Source organism: Dickeya sp. ws52 (assembly GCF_007210685.1).
Lineage (GTDB): Bacteria > Pseudomonadota > Gammaproteobacteria > Enterobacterales > Enterobacteriaceae > Dickeya > Dickeya chrysanthemi.
On the sequence record NZ_SZVX01000030.1, the window covers coordinates 1 to 12,568 of the forward strand.

Genomic DNA, 12,568 nt, shown 5'->3' on the forward strand with positions numbered 1-12,568 from the left:
ACGGGCTTTCGCGACGTCCTGTCGCTCACCCGGCGAAGCCGCCCACCTCAGCGCAGTTTTTGACGCCGGAAAGATGCTTCATCCTGTAGTTAATGCGTTTGTCAGCAGTCTGTGGCGCATTTATGCCTGAAATATGATTTCAGGCTTAGGTGTGATTCGCCTTGAAACACCGACGGACCCAAAACGGTTTGTCGGCCATCTCACGGTGTTAATGCTTTTCCGTACTGCCGCTTTTAACCAATACGTACAGAAAAAGTAAGGTATTTGCAGCAAAAATAATGGCGAAAATTAACATATCTTAATCTTCCGCATCTTGTCGTTTATGATAATAAGTCTCATTATTATCGCTTCCTGATGGTGCTGTGCGATGTGGCGCAGTCCACCCCTGTAACCTGATAGAGAGAGCGGATAATGAACCAATTGAAAGCAAAAATGCGTGCATTTTTCCAGGATGAGAGCGGTGTGACCGCGATCGAATACGGCATTCTGGCGGCGGCGATGGCGGCGGCTATCGGTGCGATTTTCGGCGGCGACGGTATCTTCGTGAAGGCGTTAAACGAGAAATTCAGCGATATCGCCAACCAGATTACCGGTTCCGGTACGACTGGTTCTTCTACTCCAGCCAAGTAATGGCCGGGCAGTTTGGCGTGCAGTCTGCGTATAACCTGTTGCTGGGGGTGTGTCTGGTCTGGTGCATCGGCAGCGACCTGTTGCTAAGACGTATCCCGAATCGTGCGGTATTGGCGCTGTTGCTGGGCTGGCTGGCGTTGAGCGCGCTGGCGACAGCCGGGGTGACGGGGCCGTTGCCGCGTCTTTCCGGCTCCTTGTTGCAGGCATTGCCGGGGGCGCTGCTGGTGTTTGTGGTGGGATTTCTGCTGTTTCTCACCGGGCGGCTGGGAGCCGGCGACGTCAAACTGATGAGCGTGCTCTGTTTGTGGGTGGGTTACGGCCACCAGATCAGTTTTGTCATGGTGACGGCTATTGCCGGCGGGATACTGGCATTATCGCTGCCGTTGCTCAATACCTGCTCGACAGGCGTGGCATTGCTGATTGAACGGATGAATCACCTGCTGAAAATAAATATTACGCCGCCGCCAATGCTCTCTGCTGAATTATCACAGGGTATTCCCTATGGCATCGCTATTGCCTTTGGGGCGGCTTATATCCTTATTTGGCCTCAGTTCTGAAATATAAAAGAATCTGGCCGGTAGAAATAAAAAATGAAAATAAACTCGACGCTTTTATTGTCCGTGGCGCTGATTGCCGCCGGGGTCGTGGCGCTGATTGTTCGCAGCCAACTCCCGGGCACGCCTGCTGCACGGCAGACGCCGGCACCGGCACCGATACCCGTGGAGAAAACGGCGGTGCTGGTGACCGCGCGGGATCTCTCGCCAGGCGATTTTATTGATGGTTCCGCCGTGCGCTGGCAGGAAACGGACCAACCGGTTTCACGAACCTTCTATTTTATTCGTGGTAAAGATCAGGAAAGTCAGTTATATGGCGCGACGCTACGGGGGAAAATCCCGGCGGGCACCCCGTTAAACAATAACAGCGTGGTTCGCCCCAATGAGCCGGGCTTTATTGCCGCCGTACTCCGTCCGGGGATGCGCGCCATCTCCATTCCTACCAGCGTGGTCGCCAGCAATGCAGGTCTGGTCAGCGCCGGCGATTATGTCGATATCATCCTCAGCCTGCGCCGTGATGATGAAGTTGCGCTGCAACCCACGTCTCAACAGCCTGTCCCTCCGCCGGTGGTCGGCGCGCAGACCGTAGCGCGCAATCTACGGGTTCTGGCGCTGAATAATCAAACGGATGCGATTACCTCTATGCGTCCGCGTCAGGATATCAACGGCGCTGAACCGGCACAGAATACTCCGCAGGGACGCCAGCGTACGCCTATTTATCAGTCCATCACGCTGGAAGCGACGCCCAAACAGGCGGAAGTGCTGACCGTCGCCAAAGAAGTGGGGCTGTTGCAGATGGCGCAGCGCAGCGCGCTTGACACATCCGATGACGCCGAGGCGCAAACAACGGTGACCACCCTGAAAGATACCACCGGTATTTACAGCAAGATGGTCAGCAGTGGACATCAGGTGAAAATGTTCCGTGGCGACAGGGCCGAGGTGAAGCAATTCCCTGCCCGATGACAACGTCGCGCCACGCCTGCCCGCACGGGTCGCGTGGATGAATCAATCCCAGTCATGGATACCCATAAATGAAGATGAGTTTTACTCCCGACTTCGGCTATCGCCTGGCCGCGAAACGCCTGTTGCTGGTCGCCTGTTGTCTGCTGTCGGCAACGACGCTGCCTGTCGCTGCGGTGACGCAGATAGAAGCCACCAGCGAAATCCGCCTGAATATCAATCAGGGACGTATGCTGCAACTGGACCACATCCCGGATAGCGTACTGATCGCCGACCCGGCGATCGCCAGTTTTGAATTGCCGTCGCCGGGCAATGTGTTTGTGTTTGCCAAAGGCGTGGGGAACACCACGCTGTATGCAATGGATGTTGACGGGCAGGTGGTCAGCGCCATTCACCTGGTGGTCGAACATGATCTGGATGCGCTGAAAGAGCGCCTGCGTCGTGAATTCCCCGATGCGCAGATCCAACTGGAAGCCTCGGTGCCAAACGGTGTGATTGTCCGCGGCAGTGTGGAAACGCCGCAGGACGCGAAAAAAGTGATCGACAGCGTGCAGGCGTGGGTTGGCGCGTCCGCTTCGTCACGCGGCAGCGCAGGCGGCGGCGGCGGGGGCGGGGGCGCTATGCCGGCGTCCAGCAGCACCTCGCCGAACGTGGTGAACCAACTGAAAGTGCGCACGCCATCGCAGATCAACATTCGTGTGCGGGTGGTGGAAGTGTCGCGCAAGCTCACCCATGAGCTGGGCTTTAACTGGGATTCATCGCTGAACCGGGGACGCAATACCATTGGTTTTGGTTCGGGGGCGCTGAGCAATTTCTTTAGCGCCACCAGCAACACCTTCAGCCGTGAGGCGGGCAGCGCCTCGCTGGGTTACAACTACACCGGCAGTGATGGTTCGCTGAGTACGCTGCTGTCCGCGCTGAATTCACAGGGGATGGCTTCGGTGCTGGCGGAGCCGAATTTGACGGCGATGTCCGGTGAAACGGCCGCCTTTGCTGCCGGCGGCGAAGTGCCGATTGTGTTGATTACCGGTAACAGCGTCAGCATCGATTACAAATCTTACGGCGTGATCCTGCGTATGACGCCAACTCTGCTGTCGGCGAACCGCATCAGTTTACATATCGCGCCGGAAGTGAGTGAGCTGACGTCGGTCGGCTCGGTACAACTGGAAGGCGGTTCTACCATTCCGGCGCTGACTGTACGCCGCGCCGATACCACGGTGGAACTGGCCAGCGGTCAGAGTTTCGCCCTGGCGGGCATGTTGCGCAGCAGCAACAGCCAGACGGTGGCCGGCGTACCGGGACTGTCGGGTATTCCTCTGCTGGGCCGCGCATTTGAGAGGGAATCCACCAGTTCGGAAGAGACTGAGCTGGTGATTATCGCTACCGCCTATGTGGTCGCGCCGGTGAGCGCCGGCACGCTGCAAACCCCAGGTCAGGGCGCGAAAATGCTCGATGCCAACACGCCTCGGTTCGGCGCCGCAGGCTACCTCTACTAACCGGCGAGATAATCATGAAAACCACACAACCTTACCTGATGCCTGCCCGCCTGACCGTCCTGGCGCTGGCGCTTATCGCGCTGGCAGGCTGTAGCGATCGCAAGATAAGCGCAGAGCGTATGACGCGTTTTAACCAGCCGGATGTCGAGCGCATTGAGGTGAAGCCCTCTTCGCTGGCGGTCAATTTACAGGCGGACCGTAACGGCCACGGCCTGGATGCCGACTCGCTGGCGTCGTTAAACCAGTTACTGAACCAGCAAGGACGCGTGTCGAAACAGACGCTGACCATCACCCCGTGGACGGCCCGCGGCGAGCAGATCGCCAGCCGTCTGGCCAACGCGCTGGAGAACGCCGGCGCGGATAAAAGCCGCATCCGCGTGATGACGCGCGTACCCGCGGTGAACCAGAGCGGCGATTTGCAGGTGCTGTCGCAGGCGCTGGCCGCCAGGGTGCCGGCCTGTCAGGTCAATGACGCGGGCTTGCTGATGGTTAAACCGTTTGATGCGGTGGGTTACCTCGGCTGCGCCAACCAGAGCAATCTGGCGCAAATGGTGGCGGAACCGCGTGACCTGATTCAGGCGCGCAGCCTCGATGCGGCGGACGGCGTGAACATGGTGAACAGCATTGAGCGCTACCAGCAAAACGAGGTGAAAGACCTCATCGATATTAACTTCGACGAAGACTAACGGAAGGTTAAGCGGATGAGTGACGCAACGGTATCTCCGGCTCAGGAAGCGGAAGAGTGGAGCGCGGGGCTGGCGGCGTTTGTGCAAGACGCCGGTCAGCAAACGCAGCTGCGTGAAGACCTGGCTCGCTTGCGACGCCCGGGGGTGCAGGTCCATGCCGGCGGTTTGGCCGCCGCCAGACAATGGTGTGAGCTGAATCTGCCGCCGCAGATCTTGCTGATTGATCTCGACGGCGAGCCGTGGCCGCTGCCGGAGATGGAAACGCTGCTGGCGATGTGCGGCCCCGGCACGCGGGTGATCGCCCTCGGCAAAACACAGGACGTTGATTTGTACCGTGCGCTGTTGCAGTTGGGCGTGACGGATTATCTGGTCAAGCCCTGCACGCTGGATTTGCTCTCTGCCACGCTGGCGAAGTGTGATGGACAGCAGTCCGGCCCGGAGTACGCGCGGATGGGGCGTACCGTGGCGGTGGTCGGCGCCAGCGGCGGCGTGGGCGCCAGCACCGTGGCGGCAAGTCTGGCGCGGCTGATGTCTCTGGAACGCCATCTGCCCGTCGCGTTGGTGGATTTCGACCGTCGGCATGGCGATCAACTGCTGTTGCAAGGAATGGATGACGACGCCGGGCTGACGGCGGTGTTGGACAGCGAACAACTGGATACCCGGTTGTTGCAACGCGCCATGTTGCAGGTGGATACCCGCCTGCATTTGCTGGCGCAGAAGCCGCAACTGGGCGAATTGCCGGATGTCGATCCCGATGCGGTGCTGAATCTGGGCGGTACTTTGTGCCGCATGTTTAACCAGGTGATATGGGATTTGCCGGGCTATCTGCCCACCGGCGCGTTGGATGTGATCAGTTGCGCCGATCTGCGCATTCTGGTCACCGAACTGACGGTGCAGGATGCGCGTAACGTGCGTCGCCTGGTGCAGGCGATTGGCGATGAAAGCGAAGGTCAACGCCTGTTGCTGGTGCATAACCAGAGCCACTTCAGCGGCAATGCGCCGTTAAGCCGCGCGCAATTCGAAAGCCTGATCGAACGACCGCTGGATGTGGTGTTGCCGCACGCCGGCGCCGCGTTGGGGCAAAGCCTCAGCCTCGGCGCGCTGGATCTGGCCGCCAGCGCGCCGTTCCGGCAGGGGATGCGCCAACTGGTGGATAGCGCTTGCGGCGTGCGGCCGACGCCGGCGAAAAAGCGTTGGCTGAGTTTGTTAAAGCGTGCCTGAACCGTGTTAACCCGTAAGGAGAACCCCTGTGCTGATGCGTAAACCCCTTGCCCCGCGGCGTGAAGAAGCGGCCAGACAACCCGAACCCGCGCCGCAGGCCACGCCCGTCAAGGCAACGGAAGCGGCGCCGACCGAGACGCGTCAGGCGACGGTCGCCGCCCGTCAGCCGGTGGAAAACCGTAACAGCCATCGTCGTCTGATTCGTACCCAGTTGTACGATCTGATCGATGCCGGTCGTGCGGCGGCGATGTCGCGCGACAAACTGTTGTCGCAGATTCAGGCGGCAATCCGTCAGTTGTGCGACGAGCAGCGTTTACAACTATCGCGCCAGGAAGAAGAGAGCATCGCCGGCGAAATGCTGGATGAAATGACCGGTATCGGGCCGATTCAACCATTGCTGGCGGACGATACCGTCAACGACATCCTGGTGAATGGCGCCGGTCAGGTATTTGTCGAGCGTTTCGGCAAACTGGAACTGTCGTCGGTGACCTTTATTGATGAAGAGCACGTGTTTAATACCGCGCAGCGCATTGCCGCCGCGGTGGGGCGCCGTATCGACGAATCCAGCCCGATGGTGGATGCGCGTCTGCCGGACGGCAGCAGGGTGAATGTGATCACCTATCCGCTGGCGATCGACGGCACCACTATTTCAATCCGTAAGTTTATGCGCCGTAACCTATCGCTGGAGACACTGGCGTCGCAGGGGTGTATCTCCCCGGCGATGGCGGACGTGCTGACGCGCGCGATGCAAGCCCGCCTGAACGTGGTTGTTTCCGGCGGAACCGGTGCCGGTAAAACCACGTTGCTTAACGCGTTGTCGCAAAACATCGATACCCGTGAACGGATCATCACCATTGAAGACGCCGCTGAACTGCAATTACAGCAAACCCATGTGGTACGGCTGGAAACCCGCCCGGTCAGCGCCGAGGGCGGCGGCAAAGTGGACCAGCGCGATCTGATGCGTAACGCCCTGCGTATGCGCCCGGACCGCATCATTCTCGGCGAGGTCCGTGGCGGCGAATGCTTCGATATGTTGCAGGCGATGAACACCGGACACGACGGTTCGCTGTGTACCGTGCACGCCAACACCACGCGCGATGCCATTCAGCGTCTGGAAAACATGGTGATGATGGCCAATATGCAGCTGCCGCTGATGGCGATTCGTCGCCAAATCGCCAGTGCGGTACACCTGATTGTGCAGATTGAGCGTATGCGTGACGGCATACGTCGCGTGGTGGCGGTCAGCGAAGTGTGCGGCATGGAGAATGACATTATCCAGATGCAGGATCTGTTTCATTTTCAGATCCGCGGCAGCGACGGCCAGGGGCGCATCACCGGCGATTATGTGCAAACCATCCAGCGCCCGCAGTTCTATGCCGACAGATCCCATCTGTTTGAGCAGTGAATTTTTGAGCAGTGACTTAAGGAGCCGTTATGACGCCTTTCATGCTGAATCTGATCACCGTGCTGGTCTTTGGCGTAGCGCTGTTGACGTTGCTGGCGCTTGCCTATTGGCGGCGTCAGCGCCAACTGGCGCGCCTGCGCACGCAACGTATGGCGCAAATTTTTGGTGAAGACGCCGCCATCGCCACGACGCAAGTGGATTCGATCCTGAAAAGCCACGCGTACACGCCGTTTGCCGGGGTGCCGGTGTTGGGTCGTCTGGCCGCCGTCTGGTGGCAGCAGGTGGAGTTTATCGGCTGGCAGCAGACGCTGCGCAAGCGGGTCATGATGCTGTTCGCCATTTGTCTGGTGGTGGGCATGGCGATAGGGCGCCGCACGCCGATGCCGTTAACCTCCGGTCTGCTGTTTTCGTTCGCCCTGACGGTCGCGATAGGGGCGATGCTGTTTCGCAACACGCTGCAAAAACATCTGCATCAGTTGCGTGAAAGCCTGCCGGATGCGATTGACGCCATTACCCGTAGCTGCCGCGCCGGGGTCCCGGTGGCGAACACCTTTGGTCAGGTGGCGGCGCATCTGAGCGGCCCGCTGGCCAATGAATTCCGTCTTATCGATCACTGGCTGAAGCTGGGCGTTCCGCTGCGTCAGGTGATCCAGACGTCTGCCGGGCGGGTGCCGATGGCTGAGTACCGTTTCTTTGTGGTGATCCTGATAATCAATCAGGAGGCGGGCGGCCGCCTGGGCGAAACGCTGGAACGCCTCTCCGCCACCTTGCGCCAGCGGCGTGAACTGGCGCTGAAAGTACAGTCGAAAACCTCGGAAGCGCGCGCCTCCGCCAAGATTGTCGCCGCGCTGTTCCCCGGTTGTCTTGGCTATATGTACCTGAAATCGCCTGAAGATTTTGATTTTTTATTTAACGACCCGGTCGGTTCCACGGTGCTGGTCTACGCGCTGTGCAGCGTCACGCTGGGCATGGTGATCACCCATCTGATGGTTAAACGCATCGCGTAAGGAGAAACGACTATGTTCAGGGACCCGGTGGTGTGGCTGGCGTTACTGCTGATTGCGCTTGGCCTACGCATGGCGCTGAAAAGCCGTGCTCACGCGCAAGTGCGGCGGTTGCGCGACCGTCTGGCGTCGCATGTCACGATGGAAGAAACCGCTGCCGTCGGCGGCGCGCCGGACAGCATTCTGCGTAATCAGGGCAAGGCGTTGCCGCCGCGACTGGAAAAAATTCTGCAACCCATTGCCGCCTGGGGCGTGCAGTTAGCGGGGTCGGCGCGGGATCGCCAGCAGTTGCGTCGTTTACTCGATCTGGCGGGGATCCGCCGTACTGAAGCGCTGGGTTGGCTGATGGCGGGCAAACTGGGCGGCGGCCTGCTGCTGGCGCTGTTGCTGGTAGGGGGCGCATTGCCGCCGCAGGATCGTACCGGCCTGACCGGGTTGGCGGCGGCGCTGATCGGCTTTTTCGCCGGCAGCCTGTTGCCGGAAGCCTGGCTGAAAATGCGCGCTGCCGGCCGCGGTGAAAAGCTGGCGCGTGCGGTGCCGGACGCACTCGATCTGATGGTGGTGTGCGCCGAAGCGGGTTTATCCATCGGCCGTGTTTTGCAGGTGGTATCGAAAGAGCTCGGTCTCTCCTCGCCGGAGATGGCCGACGAACTGCGCTACACCGCCGCGGAGCTGCAAATTCTGGCGGATCGCAACACCGCCTTGCAGCACCTTGCCGAGCGCACCCGCGTCAGTGAAATCGAAAGCATGGTGGCGACGTTGCTACAGGCGGAACGCTACGGCACGCCATTGTCGCAGGCGCTGCGCACCATTGCCGATGAGAGCCGTAAAACCCTGTTGCTGACCCTTGAGGAGAAGGCGGGCAAATTGCCGGCCCAACTGAGTGTGCCGCTGATGGCGCTTATCCTGCCGCCCATTATCGCCATTATGGCGTCGCCCGCGCTGTTGCGGGTGATCCGCCTGCTGGCTCATTAATTGTGAGCCGAGAACTGCGAACCGAAAATTACAAACCGAGAATTACAAACCGAGAGAATACGACATGTCGATGAAAAACCACGCGTCACACTTTCTGCGTCATCTGTTGCTGGCCCTGGCAGGCTGCGCGCTGCTGGCGGGATGCAGCAGCAGCCATACGTTGAAAGGCAACAAAGAAGAGGGGCTGAAACTGGCGCGTTTGTTACGCGATCAGGGGCGGCAGGAAGCGGCGGCGGAGGTGTATGCGCGTCTTGACGTGCGCGGCAAGCTGAACGGCACCGAGATGCTGGAGTATGCCACGGTGGCCGGCCCGGTGCGTCAGCCGGCGGAAGCACTGACGCTATATAGCCGCGCGCGTGATGCGTTGGGCGGTCATCTCGATGAGATGTCGGCGCCGCAAGCGACAGCCATCTGCGTGGGGATGGGGCGTGCGCAACTGGCGCTGGGCCGCACTGCCGCGGCGCAGCAGGATTTTGATTGCGCGTTGCGCCGCGATGCGCGTAACGCCACCGCCCTGAACGGCATGGGCGTGTTGCTGGATGCGCAAGGCCGCCATGACGAGGCGCGTCGCCGCTTTGAACAGGTGCTGAGCATTGAACCGGGCAATATCGCGGTGATGAATAATCTGGCGCTTTCCTGGCTGGCCAGCGGTCAGTCGGAGAACGCCATTAACCAGTTGCGCCGCGCCGATCTGAATAACCCGTCGGTACGCCTCAATCTGGCGCTGGCGTGGTTGTATCAGGGCAACGAAGACAACGCCCGTAACGTATTGAGTCAAATGGCGGACGCCTCGCGTGTCGATGCGCTGATCACCCATCTCGGCGCGCGGGTGGCGAGGTTAAAAAGCGGCAATGCCAGCGAAACCTTGCTGATGGCCAGCACTCAGCCGCTTGCCCTGAGCGATAACACGCCATGATGCGGATGACTGGACGCGCCTGTCTTGCCGCCTGGCGCTCGGGGCGCGGCGTGATCTCCACCGAGCTGGCTTTTCTGGCGCCGGTGATGCTGGTCGGCGTGATGATGTTGTTTGAACTGGCGCGTATCGGTTTGGTGATTGGTATTGGCAGCGTCGCGCTGGATAAAGCGGTGCAGTCGTTCCGCTTTGACGCACTGGATACGGGAACTGCCAACGAGATGACCGAGCAACTGCGCCGTCGCATGGTGGAGGCTGGTTATGGCTACATCAGCGATGAGGATTTATCGGTCAACGTGCTGCATTTCGACAACCTCAGCGAGCTGGGGGGGCTGGCCCTGTCGGGTCAGGATGAAGGGCAAGGCTCAAAAAATGTGCAAACCCTGCCGGTGTGGTCGGTCACCGTGCAGATCAAAAAAGCGTTCCTGTCACCGCTGCCGGAAATGCTCTCGCTGGGTAACGCCTTTCGCTATCAGTACAAGCATGTGTTTGGTACGGAGTTGCGCGATGAGTAACTGGCTGCGCCGGGGCTGGCGACAACTTCGACAATTTCAACCACTTCAACAACTGCGACAACAGCAGCACGGCGTCGTGGCGGTGGAAACCGCGCTGGCGTTCCCGATCCTGCTGGCGTCGGCGGCGCTGGTGGCGGATATCCTCACCGTCGAACTGGAGCGCGAGCATCTGGAGCAGCGCGCCGGCGCCATCACCTCGGTGCTGGCGATGCAAAAAAATCTGACCGGGCAGGGATTACAGGGATTGCTGGAGGCCACCATTCCCGACAGCGGCGTGGGCAACTATCAGGTCACCATTACCAACGTGCTTCAGACCGGCGAGGTTTACTGGCAGCTTACCCGCGGTAACGACACCCGCATTTGTACTGACAATCAGGCGGTATCCGGCGGCCGTTATCCGGGGGAATTACCGGAAGTGAACGCGGAAGAGGGCAAGGAGACGATTTCCATGATTGTGGTGGAACTGTGTCGCCAGGGCAACGATATCAACTTACTGGGCGGCCTGTCGCTGACCAATATGTTGCAGGCGTCGGCGGTCAATCGGGTAACGCGCAACACCCTGACGCTTGATGAGGCGCTGGCGGCAGAAGCCGGGCTGGAGCAGGATGATGAATAAACTACGCGCTCATTTCGGTGATTCGCTGCGTCGTTTCTGGCGTCAGGAGCGCGGCGCGGGGTCGGCGTTTTATGTGCTGGGCATGATGGGGCTGCTGCTGACGGGCGCTTATGTCATCGATACCGTGCAAACCACCGGCGATGCCTCACAAATCAAACGCGCCGCCGATGCCGCCGCGCTGGCGGTAGGGCGCGAAGCTTTAAGCAAAAACAACAGCGATTTCAGCGCCGCCGATCGTCAGCGGTTGGCGTGGGAATATGTCAGAAGCAACCTCGGCATGAACAGCAAACTGGCGCAACAGCTGGATGCCGCCGATATCTCGGTCACGGAAGGACGCCGCAGCAACGCCCGCCGCACCTTTACGGTCAGCGTGAGTTTTGCCAGTCAGCCTGTGTTGCTGAAGGTGGCGCAGCGGCAACATGAGATTTACTCCACGGTGGAGGTTATCTATCGGCCCAGCGAAGTGGCGCTGGTTTTACCCAATACCTCAACGGAAACCGCTGCTGAACTGGCGGTGCTGCGCCGTCTGGGGAAAAATTTCGCCACGGACTTCCTGGCTGACTATCCTGATCGCCGCCTGGCTCTGGTGCCTTACAGCCAGTCGGTGAGTGTGTATGACGATGCCAACTGGAGCAGCCGTATCCGCAACTGGTCGCTGAGCGGCGCGTTAAAACCGGTGGAGCTGTCTTCCTTGTTTCGCAATAACGATTACGGCATCGCCAACCTCGCCAGCCGGATGATGCCCGATTTGCGCTCGAAACGTATGTGCCTGTATCGCGGGTTGAATCAGGGCGACAACTACTTTTGGGAAACCGCGCCCGCCGGCAGTTTCCGGGTGCATTACCGCCACGATCTGCCGATCAACGCGCCGGATATGCCGGCTATCGAATGGATCGGGCCGAACCCTGATTTTGGGCAAGCGAACGGCGTCAATGACACGCGCTATATCATTGGTGATAAAGGCTGCCCGACGGCGGCTCTGTTGCCATTAACCGACGACCTCAACGCTATCTCCGCGCGACTCGACCAGATGGAGCCGCAATTTAACACCAACTACGCCATTGCGATGGGCTGGGCGGCGATGTCGCTAGCGCCGTCGTTTCGCGGCAGCGACGGCTGGGGCGACGGCGAATACCCGCTCGATTTCAACGACAACGGCAGCGGCAATATCAAAGCGATTGTGATGATGGGCAACACAACCGGCGACTGGTTTGATACCGATGCCTATAACGCTTACGTCGGCGAAGCGATCGATGGCGATAGGCAGGGCGGTGATTTGGGCAAACAAGCCGCCACCTTGCGTTTCCGATCGCTGTGCAACAGTTTCCGCAACCGTGACGTACTGTTCTATTTCATTGGTGTACGACCGGGCGATCCGGAGGACTTTGGCCGCACGCTGTTCGGCGCCGTCGCGGTGCCCGGCCTGCAAGCCTGCGCGGCCAACGATGGCGGTTATATCCGGTTCGCCGACAGTTCCAGTTTTTCCGGGGCAGAAGGTCAGATCAGCGAGTTGCTGGATGGCATTCTGGAAGATATCGACAAGCACAGCAGCGCCGTTCGTTTGATTGAGTGATCGATCAGCGCCGCCTGTTG

The 12,568-nt window shown here is 59.8% G+C and carries 13 protein-coding genes; all 13 read left to right on the forward strand.

The window, feature by feature from the left end:
- The first annotated feature begins 411 nt into the window (after positions 1-411).
- The 13 genes from FDP13_RS20265 (at position 412) to FDP13_RS20325 (ending at position 12,548) form a co-directional block, all read left to right on the forward strand.
- A complete protein-coding gene (locus FDP13_RS20265) occupies positions 412-630 on the forward strand; it encodes a Flp family type IVb pilin (protein WP_012769751.1) in 219 nt (72 codons plus the stop codon).
- Positions 630-1,187 carry a prepilin peptidase gene (locus tag FDP13_RS20270; RefSeq protein ID WP_143840283.1) on the forward strand — a complete coding sequence of 186 codons (558 nt, stop codon included), beginning with the start codon at positions 630-632 and terminating at the stop codon, positions 1,185-1,187. The genes FDP13_RS20265 and FDP13_RS20270 overlap by 1 nt, the downstream gene beginning before the upstream one ends.
- A gap of 33 nt (positions 1,188-1,220) precedes the next feature.
- Positions 1,221-2,147: a Flp pilus assembly protein CpaB gene (gene cpaB / locus FDP13_RS20275; protein ID WP_033577144.1), complete on the forward strand. Its 927-nt coding sequence runs from the start codon at positions 1,221-1,223 to the stop codon at positions 2,145-2,147.
- A 68-nt stretch (positions 2,148-2,215) separates the two neighbouring features.
- Positions 2,216-3,640, forward strand: coding sequence for a type II and III secretion system protein family protein (locus FDP13_RS20280; protein ID WP_033577145.1), 1,425 nt, complete (start codon positions 2,216-2,218; stop codon positions 3,638-3,640).
- Positions 3,641-3,654: 14 nt separating this feature from the next.
- On the forward strand, positions 3,655-4,326 hold the full coding sequence (locus tag FDP13_RS20285; RefSeq protein ID WP_012769755.1) for a CpaD family pilus assembly lipoprotein: 672 nt from the start codon (positions 3,655-3,657) through the stop codon (positions 4,324-4,326).
- Between the two features lie 15 nt (positions 4,327-4,341).
- Positions 4,342-5,547 carry a MinD/ParA family protein gene (locus tag FDP13_RS20290; protein ID WP_012769756.1) on the forward strand — a complete coding sequence of 402 codons (1,206 nt, stop codon included), beginning with the start codon at positions 4,342-4,344 and terminating at the stop codon, positions 5,545-5,547.
- Positions 5,548-5,581: 34 nt separating this feature from the next.
- Positions 5,582-6,952, forward strand: coding sequence for a CpaF family protein (locus FDP13_RS20295; protein ID WP_370512566.1), 1,371 nt, complete (start codon positions 5,582-5,584; stop codon positions 6,950-6,952).
- A gap of 29 nt (positions 6,953-6,981) precedes the next feature.
- Positions 6,982-7,959 (forward strand): type II secretion system F family protein, encoded by a 978-nt coding sequence (locus FDP13_RS20300; protein WP_033577148.1) that lies wholly within the window; start codon positions 6,982-6,984, stop codon positions 7,957-7,959.
- A gap of 12 nt (positions 7,960-7,971) precedes the next feature.
- Positions 7,972-8,931: a type II secretion system F family protein gene (locus tag FDP13_RS20305; protein ID WP_143840285.1), complete on the forward strand. Its 960-nt coding sequence runs from the start codon at positions 7,972-7,974 to the stop codon at positions 8,929-8,931.
- Between the two features lie 64 nt (positions 8,932-8,995).
- Entirely contained in the window at positions 8,996-9,847 is an 852-nt protein-coding gene (locus FDP13_RS20310) for a tetratricopeptide repeat protein (protein ID WP_143840286.1), read from the forward strand.
- Entirely contained in the window at positions 9,844-10,359 is a 516-nt protein-coding gene (locus FDP13_RS20315) for a TadE/TadG family type IV pilus assembly protein (protein ID WP_143840287.1), read from the forward strand. Before FDP13_RS20310 ends, FDP13_RS20315 begins: the two co-directional genes overlap by 4 nt.
- Entirely contained in the window at positions 10,352-10,975 is a 624-nt protein-coding gene (locus tag FDP13_RS20320) for a hypothetical protein (RefSeq protein WP_143840288.1), read from the forward strand. The genes FDP13_RS20315 and FDP13_RS20320 overlap by 8 nt, the downstream gene beginning before the upstream one ends.
- Positions 10,965-12,548 carry a hypothetical protein gene (locus FDP13_RS20325; protein ID WP_234424453.1) on the forward strand — a complete coding sequence of 528 codons (1,584 nt, stop codon included), beginning with the start codon at positions 10,965-10,967 and terminating at the stop codon, positions 12,546-12,548. Before FDP13_RS20320 ends, FDP13_RS20325 begins: the two co-directional genes overlap by 11 nt.
- Positions 12,549-12,568 lie beyond the last annotated feature (20 nt).

Excerpts from the sequence above, each read along its gene's own strand:
- FDP13_RS20265 (WP_012769751.1), top strand. The coding sequence starts at position 412 with ATGAACCAATTGAAAGCAAAAATGCGTGCATTTTTCCAGGATGAGAGC.
- FDP13_RS20270 (WP_143840283.1), top strand. The coding sequence starts at position 630 with ATGGCCGGGCAGTTTGGCGTGCAGTCTGCGTATAACCTGTTGCTGGGG.
- cpaB (WP_033577144.1), top strand. The coding sequence starts at position 1,221 with ATGAAAATAAACTCGACGCTTTTATTGTCCGTGGCGCTGATTGCCGCC.
- FDP13_RS20280 (WP_033577145.1), top strand. The coding sequence starts at position 2,216 with ATGAAGATGAGTTTTACTCCCGACTTCGGCTATCGCCTGGCCGCGAAA.
- FDP13_RS20285 (WP_012769755.1), top strand. The coding sequence starts at position 3,655 with ATGAAAACCACACAACCTTACCTGATGCCTGCCCGCCTGACCGTCCTG.
- FDP13_RS20290 (WP_012769756.1), top strand. The coding sequence starts at position 4,342 with ATGAGTGACGCAACGGTATCTCCGGCTCAGGAAGCGGAAGAGTGGAGC.
- FDP13_RS20295 (WP_370512566.1), top strand. The coding sequence starts at position 5,582 with ATGCGTAAACCCCTTGCCCCGCGGCGTGAAGAAGCGGCCAGACAACCC.
- FDP13_RS20300 (WP_033577148.1), top strand. The coding sequence starts at position 6,982 with ATGACGCCTTTCATGCTGAATCTGATCACCGTGCTGGTCTTTGGCGTA.
- FDP13_RS20305 (WP_143840285.1), top strand. The coding sequence starts at position 7,972 with ATGTTCAGGGACCCGGTGGTGTGGCTGGCGTTACTGCTGATTGCGCTT.
- FDP13_RS20310 (WP_143840286.1), top strand. The coding sequence starts at position 8,996 with ATGTCGATGAAAAACCACGCGTCACACTTTCTGCGTCATCTGTTGCTG.
- FDP13_RS20315 (WP_143840287.1), top strand. The coding sequence starts at position 9,844 with ATGATGCGGATGACTGGACGCGCCTGTCTTGCCGCCTGGCGCTCGGGG.
- FDP13_RS20320 (WP_143840288.1), top strand. The coding sequence starts at position 10,352 with ATGAGTAACTGGCTGCGCCGGGGCTGGCGACAACTTCGACAATTTCAA.
- FDP13_RS20325 (WP_234424453.1), top strand. The coding sequence starts at position 10,965 with ATGATGAATAAACTACGCGCTCATTTCGGTGATTCGCTGCGTCGTTTC.